Genomic DNA, 23648 nt, shown 5'->3' with positions numbered 1-23648 from the left:
ACGTCATGTGGTTAGCCGCAATACAGCTGGTATCAGGCCGTCGCTGGCAGGATAACCGGGAGCAGATCGCCGCCGAGCTGGCCCTGTTGCCCAAGGAGCGGCCGCTGCTGGTGCTGTTGCCGGAGAACTTCGCCCTGTTTGGCGAGCGGCAGGGTTATCTGGACGGTGCCGAGTCGATCGGCCCCGCTCTGAGCGGAGCCGCGCCGATCCAGCAGCAGCTGGCCGAATGGGCCCGTGACTACGGCATCTGGCTGGTGGCCGGGGCCATGCCGACCAGCATCACCGGTTCCGATCATATCCACACCAGCTCGCTGGTGTTTGATCCCAGCGGTGAGCTCAGGGGCCACTACCACAAGATCCACCTGTTCGATGTGGATGTGGCGGATAATCACGGTCGCTACCGAGAGTCGGAGACCTTCAGCCCGGGAGATGCGCCTGTGCTGGTGGACTCCCCGTTTGGTCCCCTCGGCCTCTCTATCTGTTATGATCTGCGCTTTCCCGAGCTGTACCGCCGGCTGGCCCGCGCCGGCGCCCGCGTGCTGCTGGTGCCTGCCGCCTTCACCGCCGTGACCGGCGAGGCGCACTGGGAGCCGCTACTGAGGGCCCGCGCCATCGAGAACCAGTGCTACGTGGTGGCCGCCAATCAGGGCGGCACCCACGAGACGGGACGCCAGACTTGGGGCCACAGCATGGTGATCGACCCCTGGGGTCGGGTGCTGGCCAGCCTGGACAGCGGGCGCGGCACCGTGCTGGCACCGCTGGATCAAGGTCTTATGGACGAACTGCAACGCACCATGCCGGTGCTGGGCCATGCCCGTCTGCTATGAACATGTGCAGGTTCGATTCGCCCTGTGGCAGGGGATCGGACGCTTGCAAACCCGATGGTGGGTTGGACGTCCGCTGACGTTTCACCAAGCGAACCCAGGGTCGGGGATTTAACCGTTACGACATCTCGCATCGAGAGTGGAGAGAAAGATTGAGTCTATTGAGCCAGGTTAGTGCCTCCCTGTTGGCCCCGAACGATCTCGACGAAGGGCGCCTGCAGCAACTGCTCGGCAGCCTGATGAGCCATCAGGTGGAGTTCGGCGACCTCTATTTCCAGCGCAGCTGGCACGAGTCCTGGATGCTGGAAGACGGCATCGTCAAGGATGGCAGCTATAACATCGATCAGGGGGTCGGGGTGCGCGCCGTCAGCGGCGAGAAGACCGGTTTCGCCTACTCGGACGAGCTGAGCCTGCTGGCACTGCAACAGTCGGTGACCGCCGCCCGTGGCATCGCGGCTGCCGGTGCGCAGGGCAAGGTGAAGGCGTGGGCCAGAACCTCGGCAAACCTGCTCTACCCGGCGCTGGATCCGCTGCAGACCCTCGACAAGCAGCAGAAGATCGCCCTGCTGGAGCAGATGGACAAGTTCGCCAGAAGCCTGGATCCCGCCATCAATCAGGTGATGGTCTCCATCAGCGGTGTCTATGAAGAGGTGCTGGTGGCCGCCACCGATGGCACCCTGGCCGCCGACGTGCGCCCCCTAGTGCGCCTCTCGGTGACCGTCATCGCCGAAAAGGGCGAGCGTCGCGAACGCGGCAGTGCCGGTGGCGGTGGCCGCTTCGGCTACGACTATTTCCTCGAGCTGGACGGGTTGGAGAGCCGGGCGTTTGGCTATGTGCGCGAGGCGGTGCGCCAGGCGCTGGTGAACCTCGACGCCATCGATGCCCCGGCCGGCACCATGCCGGTGGTGCTCGGTGCCGGCTGGCCCGGCGTGCTACTGCACGAGGCGGTGGGCCACGGTCTGGAGGGGGATTTCAACCGCAAGGGCTCTTCCGCGTTTGCCGGTCGCATCGGTGAGCAGGTGGCCTCCAAGCACTGCACCATCGTCGATGACGGCACCCTGCCGGGTCGGCGCGGCTCCGTCTCCATCGACGACGAGGGGACACCGGGCGGCTACAACGTGCTGATCGAGAACGGCATTCTCAAGGGCTATCTGCAGGACAAGCAGAACGCCCGTCTGATGGGCGTGCCGCTCACCGGCAATGGCCGCCGCGAATCCTACGCCGCCCTGCCGATGCCGCGCATGACCAACACCTACATGCTGGCGGGTCAGTACGACCCGGCCGAGATCATCGCCTCGGTGAAGAAGGGCATTTACGCTCCCAACTTCGGCGGCGGTCAGGTGGACATCACCTCCGGCAAGTTCGTCTTCTCCGCCTCCGAGGCCTACCTCATCGAGGATGGCAAGATCACCGCGCCCATCAAGGGGGCGACCCTGATCGGCAACGGCCCCGAGGCGATGAGCCAGGTCTCCATGGTGGGCAAGGATCTCGCGCTGGATCGCGGGGTCGGGGTCTGCGGCAAGGAGGGGCAGAGCGTGCCGGTCGGTGTCGGCCAGCCCACCCTCAAGCTGGATCAGCTCACCGTGGGCGGCACCCAGTAAGGGCAGTGAACGGTACTCCCGTGATCGCCAAACCCCCGGCCAGGTGCCGGGGTTTTGCTATCCGGGATCATGGGAAACAAAAAGCCCCGGCAAGGGCCGGGGCTGCAGATACGGGGCTCGGTCAGTTGACTGAAATGGCGCGGGCGTCGATGAAGAAGCGCGCATTGCCTTGTTGGTCGACCCTGATCTGGGCAACCAGACGATCGCTCTGTTTGTACTCCCACCGGCTCTTGATCCGGGTCAGAGCGGGGCTGGCGGCACCGACCACGTTCAGATATTCATGAAACAGGCTGTAGCTTCCAATCTCGGTCAGCATCTTTTCCATTTGCACATCTCCTGAAGTGAGTGGGTGTCCATCCACAAACCTACCAAGCACACTCTGAATCGAATCTGTATAAAAAACAAACTAACTCATTTGTGTGTCAGCAACATGATCAGGCGCAAGATCAGCGCCGATTTTTGCGCATTTATGACACCGTTTTCAGTCAGGGCTGGCGCGGATCCTGCAGTTGATCAAGGGTGCCGGATACGTGTGGCAACGCGGGTGCCATTTGTACCGTCGGCGCACTGTGGAACACCGGATCCTGGGCCACCTCCTTGATGCCGTTGATGCAGAACTGCATACCCATGCAGACCAGCAAGAAGCCCATGATCCGGGTCATGGCGTCGATGCCGGTGGCGCCCAGGATCTTGCAGACCGGATCCGCCAGCTTGAGCACGCCCCAGCTGAGCAGGCTCATCAGGGCGAAGGCGGTGACCATGGCGGCATAGATGGTGAAGCGGTTGTATTCGTCCGGCAGTTCGGCGATCTGGGCCGCGCCGCTGATCACCAGCGCCATGGTACCCGGCCCGCACATGCTGGGCATGGTGAGCGGCACGAAGGCGATGCTCTGGTTGATGTCGACCCCGTCCGCCTGGCTGGGGGCCGGGAACAGCATGCGAAAGCCGATGAAGGCGATGATGAGACCGCCGGCCAGGCGCAGGCCAGGAATGGAGATCCCGAACAGATCCAGGATGGAGGAGCCGATGAAGAAGCTGACGCAGAGGGTGCAGAACAGATAGATGGCGGCCAGGTTGATCTGGCGGCGCACGTGTTCGCGCGACATCCCCTTGCTCAGCCCCAGCAGCAGGGTGGCCGTGGTGGGTGGGTTGACCATGGGCAGCAGCGCCAGCAAGGCGAGAAATACGACCTGAAAGAACATCATGAACCTCGAATGACTGGGGGGCGGAGTAGTCCCGGGCCGTCGAGGGGCCCGAGAGGGAGGCTATCTTATGTCGGCCGACCTGAACACAGGCGGTATGAAAAAAGCTCCGCTCTGGGCGGGGCTCGGGAGGGTTCAGGCGGCCTGCGGCGCGCTCTGGCGCTGACTGCGCTGCTGCAGCCAGAGCCACAGGCCGATGGCAAAGCCCAGCACCGACAGGCTTACCACATAGTGGGAGGGGGCTAGCATGTCGCTCTTCATCCACAGGGTCACCAGCATGGGGGTGAGGCCGCCGAAGATGGCGTAGGCCACGTTGTAGGAGAACGACAGCCCGGAAAAGCGCACCACCGCCGGGAAGGCGTTGACCATGACGTAGGGCACGGCGCCGACGATCCCTACTGCAAAACCGGCCAGGACATAGAGCGGCACCAGCTGGCTGGTGTCACTCGCCAGCCCGTGATAGAAGGCGTAGCTGGCGCCGGCCAGCAGCAATGAACCCAGCATGAAGGTGGGGCCGCTGCCGAGGGCATCGATGAGCCGGCCGTAGACGATGCAACCCAGCGTCAGGGCCAGAATGGCCAGCGAGTTGGCGGTCAGTGCATCGGCCGGGCTGATGCCGTGCACCTTCTGCAGGTAGGTGGGGGTCATCAGGATCACCACCACTATGCCGGCAGAGAGCAGCCAGGTGAGCAGCATGGAGATCACTACGCTGCCCTTGTGGCTGCGCAGCACCGTCTTGAGCGGCAGCTCTTCCGCCAGCGCCTTGTTGGCCTGCATCTCGGCAAAGACCGGGGTCTCGTGCAGCCAGCGGCGCAGGTACATGGCGACGATGCCGAACACCCCGCCGAGCACGAAGGCCAGACGCCAGCCCCAGTCGCTCACCTCGCTCGGGCTCATGCCGCGGTTGATGGCGGTGGCCACCAGGGAGCCGAGCAGGATGCCGGCCGTCAATCCCGCGGTGAGGGTGCCGCAGGCGACCCCGATCCGGCGGGCGGGTACGTGCTCCGCGACGAACACCCAGGCGCCGGGCACTTCACCCCCGATGGCGGCCCCTTGCAGGATCCGCAGCAGCAGCAACAGCAGGGGGGCGGCGATGCCGAGCACGGCGTAGGTGGGCAGCAGGCCGATCAGCAGGGTGGGCAGCGCCATCATGATGATGCTCAGGGTGAACATCCGCTTGCGGCCGATAAGATCGCCAAAGTGAGCCATGATGATGCCACCCAGCGGACGGGCCAGATAGCCGGCGGCGAAGATGCCGAAGGTCTGGAACTGGCGCAGCCACTCGGGAATGTCGGCGGGGAAGAAGAGCTCGCCGATCACCACGGCGAAGAAGACGAAGATGATGAAGTCGTAAAATTCGAGGGCACCGCCCAGCGCCGCTAGGCTCAGGGTCTTGTAGTCCTGTCGGTTGAGGGGACGGCTGTGGTCGTAAGCTTGCGTGACTGTCGTCATATCCTTATGTTTCCCATCGTCTTTTTAGTTATTGTTCCCCATCCTTGCAGGGGACACGCTCACTACCGAGGGTATGCTTTTGCATCCCGACCTGTAAATCGCACAATTCGCAACACTGTCTTGCAGCTTTTTGGTGCAGCAAGGCGAGGGCGGGCACCGCGCCCGGGGCGAATGACAACCAAGGTGCGCCGGCTGGCCGCCAGTGCCCGGCCACCGGATTGCTGGAGATATCATGACGAAGACCAAGGTGCTGCTCTCCTGGAGCAGCGGCAAGGACAGCGCCTGGGCGCTGCACACATTGCGGCAGGATCCGGCCATCGAGGTGGTGGGGCTGTTCACCACCCTCAACCAGGCGTTCGAGCGGGTGGCCATGCACGGGGTGCGCAAGCAGTTGCTGCTGGCGCAGGCCGAATGCGTGGGATTGCCGCTGACCACCATCGACCTGCCCTGGCCCTGCAGCAATGAAGATTACGCCCGCATCATGACCGACTTCATCGCCGACGTGGTGACACAGGGGATCCGCCACATGGCGTTTGGCGATCTCTTTCTCGAGGACGTGCGCGCCTATCGGGAGCGGCAGCTGGCGGGGACGGGGATCACGCCGCTGTTTCCGCTGTGGGGCAGCAAGACAGACGAGCTGGCGCACCAGATGATGGCGGCAGGGCTCAGGGCCAGGATCAGCACCCTGGATCCGCGCAAGCTGCCTGCCACCCTCGGCGGGTATGAGTTTGATGCGGCCTTGCTGGCAGCGCTGCCCGCCGGGGTGGACCCGTGCGGTGAGAACGGCGAGTTTCATACCCTGGCCTGGGATGGCCCCATGTTCCGCCAACCGCTGGCCATCCGGACCGGCGAGACGGTGGAGCGGGACGGCTTCGTCTTCACTGATCTGCTGCCCGCCACCTCCTAGTCGCGGTTGGCCTCCCGCTCGCCCTTGTCGTCGTTGTAGCGCAGGGCGATCTCGTGGAACTGCTGGTGGATGGAGGCAAAGGCGTCCGTGATGTCGGGGTCGAAGTGGTTGCCCCGCCCCGCCAGTATGATGGGCACCACCTCCTGGTGGGACATGGCGGCCTTGTAGCAGCGCTTGCTGATGAGGGCGTCGTATACGTCGGCCAGCGCCATCAGCCGGGCCGAGAGGGGGATCTCGTCGCCGATCAGGCCGTAGGGATAACCGGTGCCGTCCCACTTCTCGTGGTGGTAGCAGGCGATCTCCTTGGCCAGCCGCAGGAACTCGACCTCCACCCCGAGCGCCTCCTCGGCATGGACGATGGCCTCCTTGCCGAGGATGGAGTGGTGTTTCATCTGGGCAAACTCCTCTTCATCCAGCTTGCCGGGTTTGAGCAGGATGCGGTCCGGTACGCCGACCTTGCCGATGTCGTGCAGGGGGGCCGACTTGAACAGCAGATCTATGGTCTTGGGGGTCAGCTCGGCATGGAAGCGGGGGTGATCGCAGAGGGTCTCCGCCAGCAGCCGCACATAGTGCTGGGTACGCAATATGTGGTTGCCGGTCTCGTTGTCGCGGGTTTCGGCCAGCGAGGCGAGTGAGTGGATGGTGATGTTCTGGATCAGCTCGTTCTCCCGGGTGCGCCGCTCCACCTCCTGCTCCAGATAGGCGTTCTGATCGTGCAGCAGATCCCGCGCCGCCTTCAGCTCCAGGTGATTTCTGACCCTGGCCAGCACGATGGCGGGGGAGATCGGCTTGTGGATGTAGTCGACGGCCCCCAGTGCCAACCCGTGCGCCTCCGCGCTCTCCTCCACCTGGGCGGTCAGAAAGATCACCGGGATCTCCCGCGCCTGCGGCATCTCCTGCAGCGCCTGCATCACCTGGTAGCCATCCATCTGGGGCATCACCACGTCGAGCAGGATCAAGTCCACCCGGGGGCCGGTCGAGAGGATCTCCAGCGCCCGCTGGCCGCTGATGGCTATCTTGACCCGATAGTGGGGGCTGAGCAGGGCGCTGAGCAGGGAGAGGTTCTCCGGCGTGTCGTCGACCACCAGCAGGGTGGGTTTGGTATCTGGATCCAGCAAGTTGAGCATGATGGTGCCCTCACTCTTGGTTGAACAGATCGGGTCTGAGGGCCCGGACTTGTTGCAGATGAGCCAGTGCATCGTCGAAACGAAAACGGCTCATGGCCTCACCGATGGCTGGCGCCCTCTCCCCCAGCAGGGGGGCGAGCCGGGCCTGATGGCGCTGAAACAGGGTGAAGGCTTCGGCATCATCCTCCAGCAGCAGCCCGGTGAGCCGGTTCAGCAGGGGTGCGGTATCGATCTTCTCCTGTTCGGGCTGCTCGGGTACTTCGTCTGGCAGCAACTGCAGCAGCCCCTGCGCCAGTTGTGCTTGCAGTTGCAGCCCCTGCTCGGCCAGTGGCAGCAGAGCGGCAGCCTCGTCGCCCCGGGTGATGGCGTTTTCCAGTGTGGCCGCGATCTCCTGCAATGATTCGGCGCCCAGGGTGGCCGCTATTCCCTTGAGGGTATGGGCATGCCGGTGTGCCTCTTCCCGTTCGTCTGCTTGCAAAGCGGTCAGCAGGCTTGCCATGGGTTGCGTACCCTGCTGGGCGAAGCGCAGCAGCAGATCCTGATACCAGCCCCAGTTGTTCATCAGCCGCTGCAAGGCCCGCTCGGCATTGAGCCCGAGCTCGCACAGCTGTGGCAGCAACGACGATGCCGGGGGCGGTTGCGATGTCTTGAATCTGGCCCCGACCTCGCGACTGAAGGAGGTTGCCCAGCGTTGCAGGGCGTCATAGAGCTTGTCGGGATCGATGGGCTTAGCGATGTGATCGTCCATGCCGGCGGCGAGGCAGCGCTCGCGATCACCGGCCATGACGTTGGCGGTCATCGCCAGGATCGGAATGTGCTGCCCGGTTCCCTCTTGCTGGCGTAGTTGCCGGGTGGCGGCCAGCCCATCCATCACCGGCATCTGCATGTCCATCAGGATCAGGTCGTAGGGGGCCTTGGTCGCCATATCCAGTGCGATGGCGCCATTGCTGGCCACGCTCACTTTGGCGCCTACCGCCTGCAGCAGCTCCAGCGCCACCTGTTGATTGAGCTCGTTGTCTTCCGCCAGCAGGATCTGCAGGCCGTCGAAGCGATAGTGATGGGTCGCCTGATGCTTGAAGGAGAGGGTCGCTGCCTGTTGCCCGAACAGGCCGATGACGGTATCGAACAGCACGGAGGCGCAGACCGGCTTGACCAGTACCCGATCAAAACCGGCAGCATCGGCCTCGCGAAAGATCTCCTCGCGTCCGTAGCCGGTCACCATGACCCGGTAAGGGCGCCGGCCCGCACCTCGGGCGATGAGACGACGCCCCGTCTCGATGCCGTCCAGTCCCGGCATGCGCCAGTCCAGCAGCACCACCTCATAGGGGGTTCCCTGCTGCTCGGCATCCGCGATCATCTGCAGGGCCTGTTGGCCGGACTCTGCCGTGTCCACCACAAAGCTCATGCCGCGCAGCAGGGCGGCCAGTATGGTGCGGGCACTGGCGCTGTCATCGGCCACCAGCATGCGGCGGCCGCGCAGATCCAGGCTCGGCAGATAGCGGGATCTGCGCCTGCCTCGGCCGAGCCTAGCGGTGAACCAGAAGGTGCTGCCCTGGCCCGGCTCGCTCTGCACGCCCACCTCGCCCCCCATCAGGCCCGCCAGCTTGCGGCAAATGGCAAGGCCAAGCCCGGTGCCGCCGTACTTGCGGGTGGTGGAGCTATCCGCCTGCTGGAAGGACTGGAACAGCCGCTGCTGCTGCTCCTGGCTCATGCCGATCCCGGTATCCTGCACCGAGCAGTGCAGCAGTACCTCCTGCGGCAGCTTCTCCAGACAGCGGACCTTGACCAGGATCTCTCCCTGCTCGGTGAATTTGACCGCGTTGTTGGCGTAGTTGATGAGGATCTGGCCGAGACGCAGGGGATCGCCATAGAGCAGGGTGTCGAGCTGGTGGTCGACCTCGAACAACAGCTCTATGCCCTTGGCTTCCGCCTTTTCACCCACCAGGGTGGCGAGGTTTTCCAGCACGTGGTCGAGATCGAACTCGATCCGTTCCAGATCCAGCTTGCCCGCCTCGATCTTCGAGAAATCCAGGATGTCGTTGATGATACCGAGCAGGTGCTGCGCGGCACGCTGGATCTTGCTGACATAGTCGAGCTGCTGCGGATCGAGCCGGGTCTGCAGGGCGAGGTGGGACATGCCGAGGATGGCGTTCATGGGGGTGCGGATCTCGTGGCTCATGTTGGCGAGAAATTCGCTTTTGGCCCGGGTCGCGCTCTCCGCCAGTTCATAGGCTTGCTCCAGCTCCTGGTTCTTGGCCTGCATCACTGCAAACAGCTCTTCCCGGGTCGGTTCGGCGAATTGCTGCTGCATCTGTTGCTGTCGCCCGGCATCTGGCCAGTGCGGCAACCGGCAGACCAGGGCGAGGAGATTGTCGGCGTGCACCTCCAGCCGGATGCTGCCCGGATGCATGTCGGCAGGGGCGGGGGAGAGCGGGACATCGGCCGTGAGGGTGAGCCACAGCTCCTGCGCCTCTGGTTCCAGCCACAGCTGCAGTTGCAGTGGATCCGAGGTCGCCATCAGCTGGCGCACCAGCTCTGAGGTTGCCCCTGCCAGCGGGGCCACGAAGGTCGGCGATTTATCGAGGCAGGTGAGCACCTGGATCACCTTGCGCCGGGCGGTGAGGGCCGCCGCAGGGCCGGACAACAGGGTTTCACCGATCAGTTGCCGCATCTACTTCTCCTCTGCCGGCAGCACGCGCAACACGATGCAGCTGGCATCGTCGGTGCTGCGGCCGCTGTGGGCGATGACCTGGTGGGCCAGCGTGGCGGGTTCGGCGGCGAGATCCAGTGCGCCGTCGCGCAGATTGAGGGATTCGCTGATGCCGTCCGAGTAGAGCATCACCACGTCCCCGGCGACGAGGGGCTGGCGCTGCAGCAGGGGGGTGGGGAAACGCTCCCCCAGCACCCCGTCGCGGGAGATGCCGCGCCAGGGGGCGTGACCGCGCAGACAGATGCGGGTATTGCCGATGCCGGCATAGCTCAGTTCACCCCGCTCGCCGTTGACCAGCGCCACGCCGGCGGCGGCGCCCCGGGTACCGATGCAGCGCTGGTGCAGCAGTTGCAGCAGACGGGCGGGTTCCTGTTCACGGGTCTGCTGCAACGTCGCCTCCAATATCTGTACCAGCTGGTTGGCAGAGGCGCCGTGACCGCTCACGTCGATCAGGACCAGCGACACTCCCTCGGGCCCCGGCCGGATGAACGCCAGATCGCCGGAGAGCCGCTCCGGGTAGCAGGGGCGGTTCTCGCTGGCCCATGCCAGGCCAAGGCCGGCATGCTGCTGCCCCGTGCACGAGAGGGGAGAAACCGGCCTTGGCTCCACGGGGGCCGCACCCAGCCACTTGCGGGCCTGTACCAGGGTACCCCCCTCCGGCGGGGTGCTGATGGTGAGTTCAGACATCATGCGCTGCACGCCGGGCAGACCCAGCCCCAGGGTACCCGAGGTGCTGTAGTGCTCTTGCATGGCTTGATGTATGTCGGGGATGCCGGGGCCCTGATCGCGGGCGATGATGTCGATGCAGGGGCGCCCTCTGGGATGGTGGAGGGTGAGGGTGATCTCCCCCCGTTCGGCATACTTCAGGATGTTGCTGCCAAGCTCGGAGACCACGGTGGAGAGCATGGTGCGATCCACCTCGGAGAGGTCGGCGATGAAGGGGAGGCGACGCACCGCCATCACCGTCAGGTGCAGATCGATGTCGTGACGCAATGGGTAGCGGGCCTGCTGGGTGCTCAGCTCCTGCTCCATGGTGCCTACTCCTCGCCCTTGAGGGTACGGGCATGGGCGAAGGCGTCGTCCATGTCGAGAAAGCAGCGCAGCGGCCCCGGCTCGGCGTCGGCCAGCGCCAGGAAGGCGGCGATCCCCGCATTCAGCCCCACCAGCAGGCAGACGGCACCCAGCAGGCGGCACACCTGGGCCAGTTTGCGAACCTGCCGAAACTCGTGGTGATCGAGCAGCATGACCCCGGAGAAGTCGAGCAGCACCGCGTGCTGGCGCCCCTGCACCAGCCGCAGGGAGAGTGCCTGCATCAGTTGCTGCATGCCTTCGTCACCGAGGTCTGGCCGCATGCTGACGACGATGCAGTCGGCCACGTCGGCGATGCCCAGATCGTTGTTGAGCAACATGATCGGTGCTCCTAGAGGGTGGAGCCGACCCGCTTGAGGGCGATCTCGAACGCATCCCGCAGGGTCGCCGTGGTACGGATGTCACCGACCGAGACCCCCAGCTCCACCATGGTACGGGCGATGGCCGGCGAGACGCCGGAGATGATGGCCTCGCACCCCATGAACTGGGTGGCCTTGGTGATCTTGATCAGCTGATTGGCGACCCCGGTGTCCACGGTGGCGACCCCGGCGATGTCCAGCACGAAGACCCGGGCCCGGGTCTCGGCTATCTTGGTCAGCGACTTGTTCATCACGTCGGCGGTGCGCATGGAGTCGATGATACCCACCAGCGGCAGCAGCAGGATCCCGTCCCAGATGGGAGTCACCGGGGTCGACATCTCCTGCAGCGACTTGTGCAGCTCCTCGCGCACCCTGGCGGCCTCTTCGGCCTCCTCCATGGCGCGCTTGAGCTGATGATGCTGCTCCACCTGAGCCGTGATGTCGGTGGCAAACTTGACGATCTTGCTGGGTTTGCCGGTCAGATCCAGCACCGGGTTGTAGGATCCCTGGATCCAGACCTCCTGCCCCTGCTTGCCGATCCGGCAGAACTCCCCCGCCAGGTATTCGCCGCGGCGCAGGGTCTCCCAAAAGGCGCCATAATCGGCCGACTGGGCATAATCAGGGTCAACCAGCAGCCTGTGGTGTTTGCCTTTCAACTCATCCAGCTGATAACCCACGATCTCGAGAAAGCGCGGGTTGGCATCGAGAATGGTGCCATCCAGCGAGAACTCCACCTTGCCCATGACCCGGCTCAGGGCGTTGAGCTGCCCCTCGAAGTTGGCGTTGAGCTGTTTCTGCTCGGTCAGATCCATGCTGTATTCGATGATCCGGCTCAGCGCGCCCTGCTCGTCCAGCAGGGGGCTGCAACTGCCCCGCAGCCAGATGTCCCGGCCGTGCCGATCCAGCCGGTGAAACTCTCCCTCCTGCTCCCTGCCCGCCTTCAACGCCTCCCAGTGGGCGGCATGAGCAGGCGAGTCGAGCACGTCGTGGGGCAACAGCATGGCGTAATGCTGGCCCTTGAGCTCGCTTAGCTGATAGCCCATGATGGCGAGAAAACGCGGGTTGGCGTCCAGGATCTGTCCATCGGGAGAGAGTTCGAGTCTGGCCATCAGCTGGTCGATGGCATCGAGCCTGGCCTGGGGTGAAGAGGGAGTCGCTGTGTTCGGGTGGGCAACGGCGGTGTGCACGTCCATGGCATCTCCAATAAGGCGCAATTGACTTGAATGTCACTAGAAAGCGTACAGCAGTTATAGCCCACCGGGGCGAGAGCGTGGGACAAGAAGTGCCGAAAGAACCTGTCTGCGGGTGGGCCTTGGGCCTGGGGGCTTCGTCATGAACCTCCTGTATCGCGACTACCCCCAGGGTGCACTCACGTCCCTCCACTGTCACGGCGGCCCGCAGTTTTGCTACCTGCATCGGGGCGGTGGCGTGATCAGCAGTCAGGCGACAGGCGTGCTGCTGGTGGCGGGTCAGCTCTGTCTGATCCCGGCCGGGCTGGCCCATGAGTTCAGGGTGCTGCGCCACTCCCAACTTAGTCTGGTCTATCTGGATGACCTGGATGGAGTGGGCGAGTTGATGACCCGCCAGGTGAGCCCGCTGTTGGTCGGCCTGTTCGAGCGGCTGGCAGACATGGCGGAGCCGGGCCTCAGGGATTCCTATTTGACGGTACTGGCAGCCGAACTGAGACAAACGCCGGCGGCGACCGGATTCATGTTGAGCGCGGGGCTGGATGTGCGGCTGCTGCGGGTGCTGGAGCAGGTCTGCAGGCGCCCTTCCATCGAATACGGGCTGGCGGAACTGGCTGCCGGTTCAGGGGCCTCGGTGCGCACCCTCAACCGGCTGTTCAGCCAGCAACTGGGCTGCAGCTTTCGACAATGGCGGCAACAGGTGGTGATGGGTCGGGCCCGCCAGTTGCAGCAACAGGGCCAGCCGCTGTCGCGGATAGCCCTTGAGCTGGGATACGGGGATTTCAGCGCCTTTTCTCACGCCTTCAATCGCTGCTTGCGGGAACCGACGGGGCCGTGAGGCGGGAGCCGAGATCCCGGTCGGTTGGCTCCCCTGCCAGCAGGCAGGTCAGCTCATCGGTGTGGCTCAGGCGCTCGCCCTGAAAGGTAAACAGGGCGCTCACCTTGCACTCGAGCCGTGCGCCGTCGTGACGCCAGGCCCGCACCCGATGTAGGGAGTGCACCCGGTTTCCCTCTGCCAGCAGCGAAACAAAACGGATCTCGCAGCGGGCCAGGCTCTGACGCAGGGCCAGCAGGTGTTGTTCGAAGGCGGCGCGATCCAGCCGCTGGTCATCCACCAGCTGGACATAGTCCGGGCAGAACCAGTGATCGAGTTCGGCCGGGCTGAAATCGGGGTCGCAGATGACCCGGTTGAGGCAGGCTTGCAGCCGTTGCTTGTAATCCATGATGGGCTCCTGAGTGGATGGGAGCGGCCAGTATGGGGCCTGTGGTCTGCTCCGACCTTGGCGTCTACGCCATCCTGTTTGGCGATTGCGCCAAGATGGGGGCTTGCGGTAGAGATGCGTGCCACCTGGCCCTGTTTTGTGGCGGGTTTCACGGTTTCCTGTGCCGGCATGGGGCAGGATCGGCCCCCTGTTTCCTTCATGTGACGAGTCGTATCATGTCCGCATTGCCCCGTTTTGCCCTGCTTGCCTCCCTGGTTGCCGCCAGCCTGACCCTGCCTGCCGTGGCCGTCGAAGCTCCGGCCAGCCCTGCCGGTGTCACTGCGGTGACCCTGTCCCAGCAGGCGCCCATTCACTGGGTGTCGGTGGCGCAGATTGCCAGGAGCCTGGATGGGTTGCCGCCGATGGCGGTCGGTTTTGACATCGACGACACCCTGCTCTTCTCCAGCCCGGGGTTTTATCGCGGCAAGCAGGAGTTCTCCCCCAACGACGAGAGCTACCTGAAGAACCCCGCCTTCTGGGAGAAGATGAACAACGGTTGGGACGCCTTCAGCGTGCCGAAAGAGGTGGGCAAGGCGCTCATCGCCATGCACCTCCAGCGCGGCGATCACATCTATTTCGTGACCGGCCGTTCGGCCACCAAGACCGAGACCGTCAGCCAGACCCTGCAGCAGACCATGGGGATCCCCGACGATCGACTGAATCCGGTGATCTTCGCCGGTGACCAGCCGGGCCAGAACACCAAGGTGCAGTGGCTCAAGGAGAAGCAGATGAAGGTCTTCTACGGCGATGCCGATGGCGACATCAAGGCGGCGCAGGAGCTCGGCATTCGTGGCATCCGGCTGCTGCGCGCGGCCAACTCCACCTACCGACCGCTGCCGCTGGCTGGCGCGTTGGGGGAGGAGGTGATCGTCAACTCCCAGTACTGATGTTCATCCCTGCATGAGATAAGGGGCCGGATCCTGTCAGGATCCGGCCCCTTTTTTGGGCGTCTAGCGGGCGGCGAAGGTGTTGCAGCTGGCGGGCTTGCCGCTGTCGAAGCCGCGCTTGAACCAGGCGTAGCGCTGGGCCGAGCTGCCGTGGGTGAAGCTGTCCGGGATCACCCGGCCCTGGCTCTGCTGCTGCAGACGATCGTCGCCGATGGCCTGGGCGGCGTTGAGCGCCTCTTCCAGATCGCCGGTTTCCAGCACCTGTTCCCGCTCCATGTAGTGGCCCCAGACGCCGGCAAAACAGTCGGCCTGCAACTCGAGTTTGACCGACAGCTTGTTCTGCTCGGCCCGGCTCAGCCCCTGCTGCTGTTCACGCATCTTGCGCTCGATGCCGAGCAGGTTCTGCACGTGGTGGCCCACCTCGTGCGCCACCACGTAGCCCTGGGCGAAGTCGCCGTCTGCTCCCAGCTTGTCGCGCATCTCCTGATAGAAGGAGAGATCGATGTAGACGGTGCGATCGGCCGGGCAGTAGAAGGGCCCCATCACCGACTGGCCCTGGCCGCAGCCGGTACGGGTTGCGCCGCGATAGAGCACCAGTTTGGGTGGCTGATAACGGCTGCCGCTCTGCTGGAAGATCTCGCCCCAGGCATCCTCGGTGGAGGCGAGCATCACCGAAGTGAACCTGGCGAGGGGATCCTTGGCCGGCTGAGACATCTCCTGACGCTGGGGCGGGGTCTGGGATGCCGGCTCGTTGAGCAGGGGGGAGAGATCCACCCCGTAATAGCCGGCCACCATGACCACCACCAGCAGGATCAGACGCCCCTTGCCGCCGATGGGGAGCCCGCCACCGCCCCCCTGCTGGCGCCTGTCTTCCACATTGTTGCTCTCGCGGCGATCTTGCCAGCGCATATGCTTGCCCCCCTGCTGTCCGGTGGCAGTAATGATAATGGCTGGCGGGGTGGCTTGCCTAACGGGAGCAAATCGGCGGCCGGGTTGCCGCCGGCGGGCACGAAGGTTTATTCGGCCCAGGGCATCTCGGGCAGGGAGTCCAGAAACCGGCCGTAGCGCTCGAGGTTGAAGGGGCCCTGATCCGCTTCCATCGCCATCAGCTCGGCCCCCAGGGCGCAGGCGATATATTGCAGCGCCTCCTCGCGCGGGGTGCCCTTCATCACCAGCCGCATCAGGGTCGCCTTGACCTGCAGCGGGTGGCCGTCGCTGAGCTGGTTGTCGACCATCTCCAGCAGGGTTTGCTCGTCGAAGAACTCGGTGGGTTCGCTCATGTGCTGTGTCTCGTCATGTCATAAGGGATGCCAGTATAGCGATATAGCTATTAACACATTGAAATATTTCGATAAAAACATTTCGGTATGGGCAGTTTTTGTTACTCATAATTAATGTGGGTTTGCGGTCTGCAAACGACAACCATCATGAAATCGCATGGACGGATACCAATATGCCCACCATAGACTCGCTGTTATCCAAGCCCCAGAACCTGCCCAACGTGCCCGAAGTCATGCGCGAACTGGTGCAGACCTTCAATGAGAAAGAACCGGATATCCTGTTGATTGCCAAGAAGATCAACAAGGATCCGGTGATCTCCGCCAAGCTGCTGCGGCTGGCCAACTCCGCCAAGTTTGGTGGCAGTCGCCAGGTCGCCACCGTCAACGAGGCCGTGGTGCGGCTCGGGGTCGACGTGGTGCGCAACATGGTGTTCGCCTGCGGCCTGACCGGCTCCATCGGTGCCGTGCCCGGCATCGAGCTCAAGCATTTCTGGGGCAAGGTGTTCGACGTGGCCGAACTGGCCAGGCGGCTGGCCAAGCTCAAGGGCATGAAGGGGGAGGAGGTGTTCACCTGCGCCCTGCTCTACGACATGGGGCGGCTCATCATGCACGTGGGGCTGCCGGAGAACATGGTGAACCACATCAAGGATCTGGAGCCCAGCAAGGGACGCGCCAAGGCCGAGGAGCTGGTGGTCGGCTTCAACTATGCCCAGACCGGGGCCGAGATGGCCAGGCGCTGGCAATTCCCCCTGAGCATCTGCCATGCGGTGGAGTACCACTACAACCCCTTGCTGGCCAAGGAGTTCTCTGCCGAGGCTGCGCTCATTCATCTGGCCATAGCACTGGCGGCGCAGTCGGATGTGGGGGAAGCGGCACCGCCCGAGTGGCCAACCCAGGTGGCCGAGCGACTCGGCCTCGCCTGGTCCGATTGCGCCGCCGTGTTCGTGGCGCTGCGCGAGCAGGGCAACGGTTATGCCGGCTTGCTGGCGGCCTGACGCCACCCATCTCATCGACCAGGGCCGCACCGCGGCCCTTTTTCATGGTGACGGCCTTGCCAATGAGCGGTTGCGGGGGCAGTCTTGGGGCCTGTCTCTTCTAAGCGAGCCCTTGTCATGATCCTCTCCGAGCGCCTGGAACTGCGTGAACTGGCGGTTGCCGATGCCCCCTTCATTTTCGAACTGCTCAACGATCCCGACTTTCACCGCTACATCGGCGATCGGGGCATCCGCACCCTGCAGGATGCTGAAAACTACATCCAGCAGGGGCCGGCGGTCAGCTATGCCCGTCACGGTCACGGTCTCTACCTGGTGGCAAGGCGCAGCGACGGCGCCAAGCTCGGCATCTGCGGCCTGATCAAGCGCGATACCCTGCCTTGTGAAGACATCGGCTACGCCTTCCTGCCCGCCTGGCGCGGTCAGGGTTATGGCATCGAAGCGGCGCAGGCGGCGCTGCAGGATGGTCGGGAGCGGCTCGGCATCGAGCGAGTGGTTGCCATCGTCACCCCGGGCAACGCGCGTTCGGTGGCGCTGCTGGCCAAGCTGGGGCTGGTGCAGAGCCGGTTGGTCAAACTGGCCGAGGATGCGGATGAGTGTCTGTTGCTGGAGGCTGAAGGGGTAGAGGCTTGCCCGATCTGAGGGGCTGCGGCATGGCTGGCAGGATATCAGCAGGGCCGGGGGAGTGAGGCAAAGAGGCCGCCGTGAGTTGCGGCCTGTCTGCATCGGGCGCTGCCGGTGGGCAGGCAGGATCAGTTGAGCTCTTCGATGGAGAACTCGCCGGCAATGCCGTCACAGGAGACGGCGAAGCCGCCGCTGAAACGGGTGCTGAACTGGATCAGAAACGCATCATAGTCGTGCTCTTGCACGGGCAGGTTGATGGGTTTGCTGCGACGCAGGGGTTTGCGAGTTTGTACGCTTTTCATCATGGTATTTCTCTATATAAATTAAGTGTTTGCTCCTTGTATTGGCAAATGTCAGGTCGATGGGCGCGGCCAGCCGTAGGCTGACGGGCGCGCAGGAATACCCAGCCCGGTTCAGGGGCGTCTGCACTTTCAAGGAATGCGCCAAGGACCACGCGGATGCATGATGCTACTTGGGAGTGGGCAGAGCGGGTCTGCACCGTGAGAGCCGGGCAACGCAGGCAGACAGCCTGAACGGTTCTCAGGGCGAGTAAATCAGAAGAAGGTTATGCGGGTACTGACAGGATTCATCGTGAGGTGAAGCATTGCAGGGCAAACATAAACAGGGCTGATTAACTAGCCGGCGCGCATTCTCTCCTCGATATGCGTAAAAAGCAAACAGTTATTTGCAGTTTTTCCTTCAAGGCCGTCTGGCGGCCACAAAAAGGGCTCCCTAAGGAGCCCTTTTTTCATCATCCGTTGATCTCAACCGACGGCTCAGTAGTCGCCGCAGGCCTTCTTGGCTGCGGTGATCATCGGGGTGATGGTCATGCCCTGTACCACGATGGAGAACATCACCACCGAGTAGGTCATCACCAGGATGACCTGGCGCAGGTCGACGCCGTGCTCCGGCAGCATCATGACGCCGGAGGGGAGCGCCAGCGCCATGGCCATGGCCAGACCGCCGCGCAGACCGCCCCAGGTGAGGATCCGCACCGAGAACTTGTTGTAGCTGCGGAACTTGCGGAAGGCCACATAGGGCAGCGACACGCTGATAAAGCGGGCGGCCAGGCAGAGCGGCACCGCGATGACCAGCAGGATCCAGTCTTGCCAGGCCAGATCCAGCAGCACCAGCGCCAGACCGATCAGCAGGAACAGCAGGGCGTTGAGGAACTGGTCCATCAACTCCCAGAAGTGATCCAGGTGATGGCTGCTCTGTTCGGAGAAGCCGCTGTGACGGGTCCAGTTACCGATCATGATGCCGGTCACCACCATGGCCAGAGCGCCGGAGACGCCGATCATGTTGGCGAAGGCGAAACCGGCGGTCGGGATGCAGAGGGTCAGCAGCAGTTCCAGTGAACCGTCATCGGTGGCGCTGATCATCACGTGAGCGATGAGACCCAGCACGGCACCGAACAGGATGCCGCCGAGGGCCTCATGCAGGAACAGGCCGGCCACGCTGCCGAAGGTGGGCTCGACGCCGCCAAATGCCACGGCAAACACGGTGGCGAAGATCACCAGCCCGACACCGTCGTTGAACAGCGACTCCCCCTCGATCTGGATGGCGATCTGGGGTGGTGCCTTCATCTTCTTGACGATGGCCAGTACGGCGATGGGGTCGGTGGGGGAGATCAGGGCACCGAACAACATGCAGTAGACCAGCGGTACGTCCCAACCCAGCAGCTTGGCGATGAACCAGAAGCCATAGCCGATGAGGAAGGTGGAGAGCAGGGTCGCCAATATGGCCAGAATGGTGATTTCCCACTTCTGGCTGCGCAGGGCTTTCAGGTTGATCCCGAGACCACCGGCGAACAGCAGGAAGCCCAGGATCCCCTTCAGCAGGAAATTCTGGAAGTCGATGCTCTCCATGGTCTTGACGGCCAGGGGTTCCAGATTGAACCAGCCCAGCTTACCGAACAGCACCATCAGCGCGGAGATCAGCATGGAGCCCGCAGTGATGGCGATGGTGGTCTGGATCTTCACAACATACTGATTGGCAAAGGCGATAAAGATCGCCAACGCTGCCAGGAAGCAGAGTGTGTAGTAGACGCTCATAGTTATTTTTCTCTTTAGTAAACAGCAAGCACGTATCCCTATTGAGGACGGGCATAGGGTACTCTTGGGTCACATGTTACTCATTACCCATTTGTGAGTATATAGAGCGCCAATATAGACAGATAGACGGCTAGATTTCCATTTGATTTGTTTGCTGTTAGGATGCTGGTTACGCAGTTGCATGGATGTAAGAGGAACGAGCGGTGTCGAACAAAAAGTCGGATGTGACAAACAAGCTGGAAGCCTGTCTCAAGGAGCGGATCCTGATCATCGACGGGGCCATGGGCACCATGATCCAGGGCTACAAGCTCGGTGAGGCGGACTACCGGGGGGAGCGGTTTGCCGACTGGCATACCGACATCAAGGGCAACAACGATCTGCTGGTGCTGAGTCGCCCCTCTGTCATTCGCGAGATCCACGAACAGTACTGTGCCGCCGGCGCCGACATCCTCGAGACCAACACCTTCAACGCCACCCGCATCGCCATGGCCGACTACGAGATGGAAGATCTCTCGGCCGAGATCAACCGCGAGGCGGCCCGCCTGGCCCGCGCCGTGGCTGACGAGTGGACCGCGAAAGAGCCCCACAAGCCGCGCTTCGTGGCCGGGGTGCTGGGGCCCACCAACCGCACCGCCTCCATCTCGCCGGACGTGAACGATCCCGGCAAGCGCAACGTCACCTATGACCAGCTGGTGGCCGCCTACACCGAATCGACCCATGCCCTGATCGAGGGCGGCGCCGATATCATCCTGATCGAGACCATCTTCGATACCCTCAATGCCAAGGCGGCCGCCTTCGCGGTGGACCTGGTGTTCGAGGAGCTGGGCTACAGCCTGCCGGTGATGATCTCCGGCACCATCACGGATGCCTCCGGCCGCACTCTCTCGGGCCAGACTACCGAGGCCTTCTACCATTCGCTGCGCCACGTCAAACCCGTCTCCTTCGGTCTCAACTGCGCGCTGGGGCCCGACGAGCTGCGCCAGTACGTGGAGGAGCTGTCTCGCATCAGCGAAACCTTCGTGAGCGCCCACCCCAACGCCGGCCTGCCGAACGCCTTCGGCGAGTACGACCTCGATGCCGCCGAGATGGCGGAGCATATCCGCGAGTGGGCCCAAAGCGGCTTTCTCAACCTGGTGGGCGGCTGCTGCGGGACCACCCCGGCCCACATCCGCACCATGGCGGACGCCGTGGCGGGCATCAAGCCGCGCGCCTTGCCGGATCTGCCGGTGGCCTGCCGGTTGTCGGGCCTGGAGCCCCTCATCATCACCCCTGAATCCATGTTCGTGAACGTGGGGGAGCGCACCAACGTCACCGGCTCGGCCAAGTTCAAGCGGCTCATCAAGGAGGGGCTCTACGACGAGGCCCTGGACGTGGCCAAGCAGCAGGTGGAGAACGGCGCCCAGATCATCGACATCAACATGGACGAGGGGATGCTGGACGCCGAGGCGGCCATGGTGCGCTTCTTGAACCTCATCGCCGGCGAGCCGGACATCGCCCGGGTGCCCGTGATGATCGACTCCTCCAAGTGGGAAGTGCTGGAGGCCGGTCTCAAGTGCGTGCAGGGCAAGCCGGTGGTCAACTCCATCTCCATGAAGGAGGGGGTGGACAAGTTCATCGAGCAGGCGAAACTGCTGCGCCGCTACGGCGCCGCCGTCATCGTGATGGCGTTCGACGAGGTGGGGCAGGCGGATACCCGCGCCCGCAAGTTCGAGATCTGCCAGCGTGCCTACCGCATCCTGGTGGATCAGGTGGGCTTCCCGCCGGAAGACATCATCTTCGACCCCAACATCTTCGCGGTGGCGACCGGCATCGACGAGCACAACAACTACGCGGTGGACTTCATCGACGCGGTGAAGGACATCAAGGAGAACCTGCCCCACGCCATGATCTCCGGCGGCGTTTCCAACGTCTCCTTCTCGTTTAGGGGCAACGAGCCGGTGCGCGAGGCGATCCACGCCGTCTTCCTCTACCACGCCATCAAGAACGGCATGGACATGGGGATCGTCAACGCCGGCCAGCTCGCCATCTATGAAGACATCCCGGCCGAGCTCAAAGAGAAGGTCGAGGCGGTGGTGCTCAACCTCAATGACAACGCCACCGAAGCGCTGCTGGCCATCGCCGAGAAGTACCGCGGTGCCGGCGCCCAGGCCGAGGATCCGAGGGAGCAGGAGTGGCGCAGCTGGCCGGTGGGCAAGCGGCTCGAACACGCCCTGGTCAAGGGCATCACCGACTTCATCGAGGAGGACACCGAAGAGGCGCGCGCCCAGGCCGAGCGGCCGCTGCACGTCATCGAGGGGCCGCTGATGGACGGCATGAACGTGGTGGGCGATCTGTTCGGCGCCGGCAAGATGTTCCTGCCCCAGGTGGTGAAGTCGGCCCGGGTGATGAAGCGGGCGGTGGCCTATCTGCAGCCCTATATCGAGGCTGAAAAATCGGGCGGCTCCAGCAACGGCAAAATCGTGTTGGCCACCGTCAAGGGCGACGTGCACGACATCGGCAAGAACATCGTCGGCGTGGTGCTGCAGTGCAACAACTTCGAGATCATCGACCTTGGGGTCATGGTGCCTTGCGAGACCATCCTCAAGACGGCGCGGGAGGTGGGGGCTGACATTATAGGCCTGTCGGGCCTCATCACCCCGTCGCTGGACGAGATGGTGCACGTGGCCAAAGAGATGGAGCGCCAGGGCTTCAAGTTGCCGCTGCTCATCGGCGGCGCCACCACCTCCAAGGCTCACACCGCGGTGAAGATAGAGCAGAACTACTCCGAGCCCGTGGTCTATGTCTCCAACGCCTCCCGCGCCGTGGGGGTGGCCCAGAGCCTGCTGAGCGAGGATCTCAAGGAGGCGTTTGTCGCCCGCATCGACAAGGAGTACGAGATTGCCCGGGAGCAGCACGCCCGCAAGCAGCCGCGCTCGCGCCCCATCACGCTGGCGGAGGCCCGCGCCAACCGCCATCAGCTGGACTGGGTGGGGTATGAGCCGCCGGCGCCCCGGGAGCCTGGTGTGCAGAAGTTCGAAAACGTGCCCATTTCGGTGCTGCGCCCCTACATCGACTGGACGCCGTTCTTCCTCAGCTGGGAGCTGGCGGGCAAGTTCCCCCGCATTCTGGAAGATGAAGTGGTGGGGGAGGAGGCGACGCGCCTCTTTGCCGACGCCAACGCCATGCTGGATCAGCTGGAGAAAGATGAGAGCGTGCGCTGTGCCGGCATCATAGGCCTGTTCCCCGCCAACGCTGTGGGGGACAGCATCGAGGTCTACACCGACGAGTCGCGCACTGAAGTGAAAAAAGTGCTGCACCACCTGCGTCAGCAGAGCGAGAAGCAGGGCTTCCCCAACTACTGTCTGGCGGACTATGTGGCGCCGAAAGAGAGCGGCAAGCCCGACTGGATCGGCGCCTTCGCGGTGACCGGCGGCATCGGTGAAGAAGCCATCGCCAAAGCCTACAAGGCCGAGCACGACGACTACAACGCCATCCTCATCCAGGCGGTGTGCGACCGTCTCGCCGAGGCGTTTGCCGAGTACCTGCACGAGCAGGTGCGCAAAGTGCACTGGGGCTATGCCCCGGACGAGGCGCTCTCCAACGAGGAGCTGATCCGCGAAAACTACCGTGGCATCCGCCCGGCGCCCGGTTACCCGGCCTGCCCGGAGCACACCGAGAAGGGGAGCATCTGGGAGCTGCTGGACGTGGAACAGGCCATCGGCATGCAGCTCACCGAGTCCTACGCCATGTGGCCGGGAGCGGCGGTGTCCGGCTGGTACTTCTCCCACCCCGACAGCAAGTACTTCGCGGTGGCCCAGATCCAGCGGGATCAGGTGGAGGACTACGCCGTACGCAAAGGGATGACCCTGGCAGAGGCCGAACGCTGGCTGGGGCCGAACCTGCACTGAGGCGTCGGCCCGATTGATCCTCGCTGAAGGAGGCGGCATCCAGACCCGGGAGACAGACCAGTCTGGTGCCGTCGTTTGACAAGCGGGTGACAGCGGGATGGCAGCGCACGTTTCTGTGTGGTTTGTCTTGTTGTCAGGAGAAACAATTGGCGTTGTCTTGGCGCTGTGGCACTTTATACTCTCCCGCCCCATCCTGCCCAGGCA

Annotated in this window: 21 protein-coding genes; 8 read left to right on the top strand and 13 right to left on the bottom strand. The window is 63.7% G+C overall.

Translation table 11 applies throughout. From position 1 onward, the window contains the following. Positions 1-5 precede the first annotated feature (5 nt). Complete coding sequence (locus tag ACB033_RS17295) at positions 6-827, top strand: carbon-nitrogen hydrolase family protein (protein ID WP_371140658.1); 822 nt, start codon at positions 6-8, stop codon at positions 825-827. 149 nt (positions 828-976) lie between these two features. Next, positions 977-2425, top strand: a complete 1449-nt coding sequence (tldD, locus tag ACB033_RS17290; RefSeq protein WP_371140657.1) for a metalloprotease TldD — start codon at positions 977-979, stop codon at positions 2423-2425. 121 nt (positions 2426-2546) lie between these two features. On the opposite strand, the gene ACB033_RS17285 is transcribed toward tldD, so the two are convergent. The 3 genes from ACB033_RS17285 to ACB033_RS17275 form a co-directional block, all read right to left on the bottom strand. Then, positions 2547-2750, bottom strand: coding sequence for a hypothetical protein (locus ACB033_RS17285; protein ID WP_005308127.1), 204 nt, complete (start codon positions 2748-2750; stop codon positions 2547-2549). Between the two features lie 160 nt (positions 2751-2910). After that, the gene (locus ACB033_RS17280; protein ID WP_043170668.1) at positions 2911-3627 is read right to left on the bottom strand and encodes a MarC family NAAT transporter; all 717 of its coding nucleotides are present in this window, start codon (positions 3625-3627) and stop codon (positions 2911-2913) included. A gap of 135 nt (positions 3628-3762) precedes the next feature. Beyond that, a complete protein-coding gene (locus tag ACB033_RS17275) occupies positions 3763-5079 on the bottom strand; it encodes an MFS transporter (RefSeq protein WP_010635359.1) in 1317 nt (438 codons plus the stop codon). Positions 5080-5311: 232 nt separating this feature from the next. Here ACB033_RS17275 and ACB033_RS17270 point away from each other — a divergent pair, with 232 nt between their 5' ends. Beyond that, positions 5312-5986 (top strand): adenine nucleotide alpha hydrolase, encoded by a 675-nt coding sequence (locus ACB033_RS17270; protein ID WP_279484977.1) that lies wholly within the window; start codon positions 5312-5314, stop codon positions 5984-5986. Here the strand turns inward: ACB033_RS17270 and ACB033_RS17265 are convergent. Genes ACB033_RS17265 through ACB033_RS17245 form a run of 5 tightly spaced genes read right to left on the bottom strand, consistent with a single transcriptional unit; the run spans position 5983 to position 12464 of the window. Beyond that, a complete protein-coding gene (locus tag ACB033_RS17265; RefSeq protein ID WP_017764660.1) occupies positions 5983-7185 on the bottom strand; it encodes an HD-GYP domain-containing protein in 1203 nt (400 codons plus the stop codon). The two genes, ACB033_RS17270 and ACB033_RS17265, sit on opposite strands and share 4 nt — an antisense overlap. Continuing rightward, positions 7124-9784: a response regulator gene (locus tag ACB033_RS17260; RefSeq protein WP_371140656.1), complete on the bottom strand. Its 2661-nt coding sequence runs from the start codon at positions 9782-9784 to the stop codon at positions 7124-7126. The genes ACB033_RS17265 and ACB033_RS17260 overlap by 62 nt, the downstream gene beginning before the upstream one ends. Beyond that, positions 9785-10855 (bottom strand): SpoIIE family protein phosphatase, encoded by a 1071-nt coding sequence (locus ACB033_RS17255; RefSeq protein ID WP_371140655.1) that lies wholly within the window; start codon positions 10853-10855, stop codon positions 9785-9787. It lies immediately after the preceding gene. A gap of 5 nt (positions 10856-10860) precedes the next feature. Beyond that, complete coding sequence (locus tag ACB033_RS17250; protein ID WP_371140654.1) at positions 10861-11232, bottom strand: anti-anti-sigma factor; 372 nt, start codon at positions 11230-11232, stop codon at positions 10861-10863. A gap of 11 nt (positions 11233-11243) precedes the next feature. After that, entirely contained in the window at positions 11244-12464 is a 1221-nt protein-coding gene (locus tag ACB033_RS17245; RefSeq protein ID WP_010635353.1) for a PAS domain-containing protein, read from the bottom strand. 139 nt (positions 12465-12603) lie between these two features. Here ACB033_RS17245 and ACB033_RS17240 point away from each other — a divergent pair, with 139 nt between their 5' ends. Then, positions 12604-13296 (top strand): helix-turn-helix domain-containing protein, encoded by a 693-nt coding sequence (locus ACB033_RS17240; RefSeq protein WP_371140653.1) that lies wholly within the window; start codon positions 12604-12606, stop codon positions 13294-13296. Here ACB033_RS17240 and ACB033_RS17235 read toward each other — a convergent pair. After that, positions 13262-13681: a nuclear transport factor 2 family protein gene (locus ACB033_RS17235; RefSeq protein WP_371140652.1), complete on the bottom strand. Its 420-nt coding sequence runs from the start codon at positions 13679-13681 to the stop codon at positions 13262-13264. The two genes, ACB033_RS17240 and ACB033_RS17235, sit on opposite strands and share 35 nt — an antisense overlap. Positions 13682-13896: 215 nt before the next feature. Between ACB033_RS17235 and aphA the strand changes: the two genes are divergently transcribed. After that, the gene (gene aphA / locus ACB033_RS17230; protein WP_371140651.1) at positions 13897-14607 is read left to right on the top strand and encodes an acid phosphatase AphA; all 711 of its coding nucleotides are present in this window, start codon (positions 13897-13899) and stop codon (positions 14605-14607) included. 63 nt (positions 14608-14670) lie between these two features. Here aphA and ACB033_RS17225 read toward each other — a convergent pair whose 3' ends face one another. Both ACB033_RS17225 and ACB033_RS17220 read right to left on the bottom strand, forming a co-directional pair. Beyond that, positions 14671-15516 (bottom strand): neutral zinc metallopeptidase, encoded by an 846-nt coding sequence (locus ACB033_RS17225; RefSeq protein ID WP_371140650.1) that lies wholly within the window; start codon positions 15514-15516, stop codon positions 14671-14673. Positions 15517-15623: 107 nt separating this feature from the next. Then, positions 15624-15887 (bottom strand): hypothetical protein, encoded by a 264-nt coding sequence (locus tag ACB033_RS17220; RefSeq protein WP_371140649.1) that lies wholly within the window; start codon positions 15885-15887, stop codon positions 15624-15626. Positions 15888-16060: 173 nt separating this feature from the next. On the opposite strand from ACB033_RS17220, the gene ACB033_RS17215 reads away from it, so the two are divergent. Both ACB033_RS17215 and ACB033_RS17210 read left to right on the top strand, forming a co-directional pair. Then, positions 16061-16882 carry an HDOD domain-containing protein gene (locus ACB033_RS17215; RefSeq protein ID WP_371140648.1) on the top strand — a complete coding sequence of 274 codons (822 nt, stop codon included), beginning with the start codon at positions 16061-16063 and terminating at the stop codon, positions 16880-16882. A gap of 117 nt (positions 16883-16999) precedes the next feature. Continuing rightward, positions 17000-17521, top strand: a complete 522-nt coding sequence (locus tag ACB033_RS17210) for a GNAT family N-acetyltransferase (RefSeq protein WP_371140647.1) — start codon at positions 17000-17002, stop codon at positions 17519-17521. A 110-nt stretch (positions 17522-17631) separates the two neighbouring features. On the opposite strand, the gene ACB033_RS17205 is transcribed toward ACB033_RS17210, so the two are convergent. Next, entirely contained in the window at positions 17632-17808 is a 177-nt protein-coding gene (locus tag ACB033_RS17205) for a hypothetical protein (protein ID WP_005308161.1), read from the bottom strand. Positions 17809-18279: 471 nt separating this feature from the next. Then, positions 18280-19557, bottom strand: a complete 1278-nt coding sequence (locus tag ACB033_RS17200) for a sodium:proton antiporter (protein WP_005308162.1) — start codon at positions 19555-19557, stop codon at positions 18280-18282. Between the two features lie 203 nt (positions 19558-19760). On the opposite strand from ACB033_RS17200, the gene metH reads away from it, so the two are divergent. Then, positions 19761-23444, top strand: a complete 3684-nt coding sequence (gene metH / locus ACB033_RS17195; RefSeq protein ID WP_139726131.1) for a methionine synthase — start codon at positions 19761-19763, stop codon at positions 23442-23444. Positions 23445-23648 lie beyond the last annotated feature (204 nt).

It is taken from the genome of Aeromonas sp. S15(2024), from assembly GCF_041402265.1.
GTDB classification, from domain to species: domain Bacteria; phylum Pseudomonadota; class Gammaproteobacteria; order Enterobacterales; family Aeromonadaceae; genus Aeromonas; species Aeromonas dhakensis.
This window is presented reverse-complemented; position numbering and strand designations above follow the sequence as displayed.

Coding starts and splice junctions, on each gene's coding strand:
- ACB033_RS17280 (WP_043170668.1), bottom strand. CDS start 3,627: ATGTTCTTTCAGGTCGTATTTCTCGCCTTGCTGGCGCTGCTGCCCATG.
- ACB033_RS17200 (WP_005308162.1), bottom strand. CDS start 19,557: ATGAGCGTCTACTACACACTCTGCTTCCTGGCAGCGTTGGCGATCTTT.
- ACB033_RS17260 (WP_371140656.1), bottom strand. CDS start 9,784: ATGCGGCAACTGATCGGTGAAACCCTGTTGTCCGGCCCTGCGGCGGCC.
- ACB033_RS17295 (WP_371140658.1), top strand. CDS start 6: ATGTGGTTAGCCGCAATACAGCTGGTATCAGGCCGTCGCTGGCAGGAT.
- ACB033_RS17250 (WP_371140654.1), bottom strand. CDS start 11,232: ATGTTGCTCAACAACGATCTGGGCATCGCCGACGTGGCCGACTGCATC.
- ACB033_RS17255 (WP_371140655.1), bottom strand. CDS start 10,855: ATGGAGCAGGAGCTGAGCACCCAGCAGGCCCGCTACCCATTGCGTCAC.
- ACB033_RS17285 (WP_005308127.1), bottom strand. CDS start 2,750: ATGGAAAAGATGCTGACCGAGATTGGAAGCTACAGCCTGTTTCATGAA.
- ACB033_RS17225 (WP_371140650.1), bottom strand. CDS start 15,516: ATGCGCTGGCAAGATCGCCGCGAGAGCAACAATGTGGAAGACAGGCGC.
- ACB033_RS17220 (WP_371140649.1), bottom strand. CDS start 15,887: ATGAGCGAACCCACCGAGTTCTTCGACGAGCAAACCCTGCTGGAGATG.
- ACB033_RS17265 (WP_017764660.1), bottom strand. CDS start 7,185: ATGCACTGGCTCATCTGCAACAAGTCCGGGCCCTCAGACCCGATCTGT.
- ACB033_RS17245 (WP_010635353.1), bottom strand. CDS start 12,464: ATGGACGTGCACACCGCCGTTGCCCACCCGAACACAGCGACTCCCTCT.
- ACB033_RS17215 (WP_371140648.1), top strand. CDS start 16,061: ATGCCCACCATAGACTCGCTGTTATCCAAGCCCCAGAACCTGCCCAAC.
- ACB033_RS17235 (WP_371140652.1), bottom strand. CDS start 13,681: ATGGATTACAAGCAACGGCTGCAAGCCTGCCTCAACCGGGTCATCTGC.
- ACB033_RS17270 (WP_279484977.1), top strand. CDS start 5,312: ATGACGAAGACCAAGGTGCTGCTCTCCTGGAGCAGCGGCAAGGACAGC.
- ACB033_RS17205 (WP_005308161.1), bottom strand. CDS start 17,808: ATGATGAAAAGCGTACAAACTCGCAAACCCCTGCGTCGCAGCAAACCC.
- aphA (WP_371140651.1), top strand. CDS start 13,897: ATGTCCGCATTGCCCCGTTTTGCCCTGCTTGCCTCCCTGGTTGCCGCC.
- ACB033_RS17275 (WP_010635359.1), bottom strand. CDS start 5,079: ATGACGACAGTCACGCAAGCTTACGACCACAGCCGTCCCCTCAACCGA.
- ACB033_RS17240 (WP_371140653.1), top strand. CDS start 12,604: ATGAACCTCCTGTATCGCGACTACCCCCAGGGTGCACTCACGTCCCTC.
- ACB033_RS17210 (WP_371140647.1), top strand. CDS start 17,000: ATGATCCTCTCCGAGCGCCTGGAACTGCGTGAACTGGCGGTTGCCGAT.